Source organism: Arsukibacterium sp., assembly GCF_033722355.1.
Lineage (GTDB): Bacteria > Pseudomonadota > Gammaproteobacteria > Enterobacterales > Alteromonadaceae > Alishewanella.
This window is the reverse complement of sequence record NZ_JAWVZF010000196.1, coordinates 1-4,534: the sequence shown is the minus strand read 5'-3', so window position 1 is coordinate 4,534 and position 4,534 is coordinate 1. Positions and strand designations below refer to the sequence as shown.

Annotated in this window: 4 protein-coding genes; 3 read left to right on the top strand and 1 reads right to left on the bottom strand. The window is 47.9% G+C overall.

The annotated features are described in order from the left end of the window. On the bottom strand, positions 1 to 833 hold an 833-nt coding region (locus R3177_RS13415; protein ID WP_318971530.1), incomplete at its 3' end, for an AMP-binding protein. 175 nt (positions 834 to 1,008) lie between these two features. On the opposite strand from R3177_RS13415, the gene R3177_RS13410 reads away from it, so the two are divergent. The 3 genes from R3177_RS13410 to prsT form a co-directional block, all read left to right on the top strand. Next, positions 1,009 to 1,251, top strand: a complete 243-nt coding sequence (locus tag R3177_RS13410) for an acyl carrier protein (RefSeq protein WP_318971529.1) — start codon at positions 1,009 to 1,011, stop codon at positions 1,249 to 1,251. Between the two features lie 44 nt (positions 1,252 to 1,295). Continuing rightward, positions 1,296 to 2,540 (top strand): UDP-N-acetyl-D-mannosamine dehydrogenase, encoded by a 1,245-nt coding sequence (gene wecC / locus R3177_RS13405; RefSeq protein ID WP_318971528.1) that lies wholly within the window; start codon positions 1,296 to 1,298, stop codon positions 2,538 to 2,540. A gap of 78 nt (positions 2,541 to 2,618) precedes the next feature. Continuing rightward, positions 2,619 to 4,534: XrtA/PEP-CTERM system TPR-repeat protein PrsT (prsT, locus tag R3177_RS13400; protein ID WP_318971527.1), on the top strand; the 1,916-nt coding region annotated here is incomplete at its 3' end.

The window sequence follows — 4,534 nt, the reverse complement described above, 5'->3', positions numbered from 1 at the left end:
TCAGACCATTTTGCTTTGGCCAGCTGCGCCCACAGCGGTGGCACTGCCGCTATGCCGGTTACCTGATGCCGCGCGACTGCCCTGACCACATCCTGCACCAGGAAAAAATCCAGCAAAACAACACTGGCTCCGGTGCTAAAAGCGGTAGTCAGCTGGCTTAAACCATAGTCGAAACTCAGCGGCAATAACGCCAGAATAACGTCATCTGCGCGGTTTTCCAGATACGTTGCCACGCTGCTGGCACCCACCAGCATATTGCGTTGGGATAACACCACACCTTTGGGCTTACCGGTGCTACCTGAGGTATAAAGAATTGCAGCCATGTCACTGTCGGTTAATGCGCCTTGCAGCGCGCTGTCAGCAGGCACTTCGTCGCCATGATTAACAGCTAGCAAAGGTTTAACGGCAATATGAGCCATACTTTGCCCGGTTTCAGACTCGTCAGTTAACAGAACAGTATGCAAATCAGGACAGGCTGCCAGCACCTCGGTTAAGGTGGATAAGCGCTCTTTACTGGTAACCAGTACCCGCACATTACAGTCCTGCAGAATATGCTGTACCTGCACGGCTTTTAATGCCGGATTCACCGGCACAAATACGCCGCCGATGGCATTAGCGCCCCAGATGGTGTAAATAGTATCAAACTGCTTGGGCAAATAGACCGCAACCCGGTCAAACCGTTTTATGCCTTGCTGCTGCAGCGTGGCGGCTACCCCATTAACCTGATGCAGCAATTCAGTGTAGCTTAAGCTTTTTTCTTTAAAGTACAGCGCAGTATTTCGGGGAAACGCTTGTTGAGCTTGTTGCAGCAATTGATATAGATTTTTGGTCATTGTGTCCTCTAGACCTTTCACTTTTAATCCCTTTGTGTGCAATAATAAAACAGTTTTAGAGAAAAACCGATAGTAAAATGAAGTTGTAACAAAATTTAAGTTTGTAAACAACAAACTGAGGTTAATCTCACTCAGGATATTTATTCAGGATATAGCTCGATAAAGGATGTATTGCATGCCCAATCAACAACTACTCGCCGATATTTTACGCACTGTACTACAGATAGATAAAGATTTCAGCGCCGATACCCCGCTGCTGGGTGCCATTCCGGAATTTGATTCAATGGCAATTATCGCGGTCATTACTGAACTCGAGGACCAGCTTGGCATTGAGTTTGACGACGATGAAATCTCTGCTGAAATTTTCGAAACGTTTGGCCGCTTAAATGCGTTTGTTTCTCAGAAACAAGCAGCCTGAAGTACAAACTTAAAGTACAACCTTAAACTTATATAGGATTTACTATGTTGCCATTTAGCCGGGTATCGGTGATTGGGTTAGGATATATAGGTCTGCCTACTGCAGCTGTTATTGCCTCTCGTGGCGTTGAAGTGCTGGGCGTGGATGTTTCAGAGCATGCCGTTAATACCATCAACCAGGGTAAGGTACATATTGTTGAGCCTGATTTGGACATGCTGGTACAGGCTGCAGTAACAACCGGTAAACTAAAAGCGGCCCTGAGCCCGGAGCCGGCTGATGCATTTCTGATTGCAGTGCCGACACCTTTTAAAGAAAATAAAAGCCCTGATCTGAGTTATATCAGAGCCGCACTGGAAAACATCGCGCCGGTTCTTGCCAGAGGTAATCTGATTGTGTTGGAGTCAACATCTCCAGTGGGCACCACAGAGCAGATTGCGCAGTGGCTGGAAGAGCTGCGACCTGACTTAAAATTACCACATACAGATGGCGAACAGGCTGACTTGTACATAGCTCACTGCCCTGAGCGGGTACTGCCAGGCCGGGTGCTGCAGGAGTTAGTCAGCAATGACCGGATTATTGGCGGTATTACTCCCCGCTGTGCAGAGCGGGCGATTGAGCTTTACCAGCTGTTCGTCCGTGGCGAATGCCTGCGCACTACGGCCCGCACTGCAGAGATGGCGAAACTGACAGAAAATGCGTTTCGGGATGTCAATATTGCCTTTGCCAATGAGCTTTCCATGATTTGTGATCGCTTAAAAATTAATGTCTGGGAGCTGATAAAACTGGCTAACCGCCACCCGCGGGTTAATATCTTAAGCCCCGGTCCGGGTGTTGGCGGCCACTGTATTGCGGTAGACCCCTGGTTTATTGTTGACTCGGCTCCGGAGCAGGCGCAGATTATTCGCAAAGCGCGGGAAATTAATGATAGTAAACCGTTGTATGTTATTGACAAAATCCGCCAGGCAGCAGACCAGTTTAAAAAGCCGGTGATCGCTTGTCTGGGATTAGCTTTTAAAGCTGACATTGACGATTTACGGGAGAGCCCGGCGCTGGACATTGCCAAACAACTGTTAAGCGACAATATTGGAGAGATTTTATTAGTTGAACCCAATATTAAAAAGCTACCTGCTAAACTGGCGAAGTACAACGCTGAGCTGAGCACGCTTAAGCAGGCACTGGAAAAAGCCAACATTTTAGTGGTACTGGTCGATCATAAACAGTTTAAAAGCCTGCAGCCTGCGGATGTCACCACAAAAGTGGTAATTGATACCAGAGGTATATTTGGCTGAGCAGCGCTGACAAGGCGCTGCCTTATTACCTAATATAATGTCACTGACTGAAATGTCACCGCAAAGGAGTGTAGTAACATGAAAAAATTATCGTTAACCGCCGTTGTTTTAATAACTGCTTTAGCAGGTTGCAGCGGCAAAGACGCCGCGGAGCATTATCAGGATGCACTGAAATACAACCAGAATAATCAGTATAATGCTGCCATCATTGAACTTAAATCTGCAATTTCTAAAGCACCCGACAATAGTGATTACCGCTTACTGCTGGCCAGAATTTATCTGAAAGCCGGTGATGCGGTATCTGCAGAAAAAGAGTTTGACAGGGCTCTGCGTAACGGTGCTGATCCTGAGACTGTTGCGATAGAAGTGATTCAGGCCAGTTATCTGGCAGAAAACTATCAGAATGTGCTGAGTCTGTTCAGTGAAACAGAAGGTCTTAGCCCGAAAACCCAGCATTACCTAAAGTTTTACCGGGCGTTGGCTGAAGTAGAGCTGGGTGCATCCGAAAACGCTGTGATTATTTTTGATGAGCTGGTGAACAGCGAATACCCAGACCTGGCAGCATATTCAGAGGCAGCTTTACTGTTAAATGCCCGTAATATTGCCGAGGCTCTCACTGCTGTGCAGCAGGTGGCAAACGATAGCGTCATAGCCAAAGAAGCGTTATTGTTAACAGCACAATTGCAGTTACTGGCTAACCAAACAGATAACGCTATTGCTAATTTACAACAATACATCGAGCAGGTGCCTGGCGCGTTAAAAGTCCGGTTGGTTCTGGCTCAGACCTATGTGCAGCAGCAGAACTTTGCTCCGGCAGACGAACAACTGGTATTTATTCTGAAACGGGCACCGGAACATGGCCTGACCAATTATCTTAAAGCGGTCATTGAGTATCAGAATAAAGACTATACCAAAGCAAAAGAGTACATCGACAAAGCAATTAATGCCCGCTTCAGCAATACGCCAAGCCGTGTGTTGGCTGGTATTGTCAGCTATCAGCTTGGCCTTGAAGCCCAGGCCCTAACCCACCTTAGTGTTGTTAAAAACAGTCTGCATACCTACCCGCCAGCTCAGCGCCTGTATTCTTTATTACAACTTCGGGCTGGTGAAACAGCCGACGCAGCAACCAGTCTGAGTTCGGCAGAGTTTACCGAACAGGATTTATCATTGGTCGCCGGCACGGCATTTCAACTGATAAGTCAGGGCGATCAGAGTCTGGCGGCTGAAATTATCAGTCGCTACGAAAACATGGTAGTCTCGCAGGATGGCCGTTCACTCAGCACCCTTGGCAGCCTGAAACTCGGCTTGCCAAACCGCGGCGAAGAAGGCATCAAAAATCTGGAGCAAGCGCTGATGCTGGATCCGGGCTTACATGATACCCGGCTGGTGCTGGCCGGAAGTTACATCAGACAAAAACAGTTTGATAAAGCTGCTGAGCTGGCGGATGAATGGCTGAAAAAAGCAGAAACCCGCAATGCCGGCTATAACCTTAAAGCGCTGACCTACCTGCTGCAACAAGATCTGGAAAACGGCAAGCTCATGCTGGCTGAAGCGCAAAAAGCAGACAGCGACAATGTGTTCACGCTATATATGCTGGCGGCGGTAGCCCGCGATGAAAATGATATTGAAAAAAGCGACGCGCTGTTAGAGCAAGCTATTGCCTTGCGTTCTGACTATATTCCGGCACTGATTGCCTACTACAGCTCAAAACAGCAGCAAGGCAGCCCGCAAGTGGCGATAGATGTAGTAGAGCGCTCGCACAAGGCACACCCGGACAACAATCAAATCCGGATGTTACTGGCAAATTTGTACCAAAGCCGCAATAACTTTGCCGAAGTGCTTAATATCCTTAAGCCTGTCAGCGATACGCAACAACAGTTTACGCCAGCATTTTACAGCCTGATGGTTAACGCTTACGTCCGGACAAACCAGACTGATCAGGCACTTGCTCTCGCAGAGCGCTGGTTTAACAGTGATGAGAAGAATATCCAGGC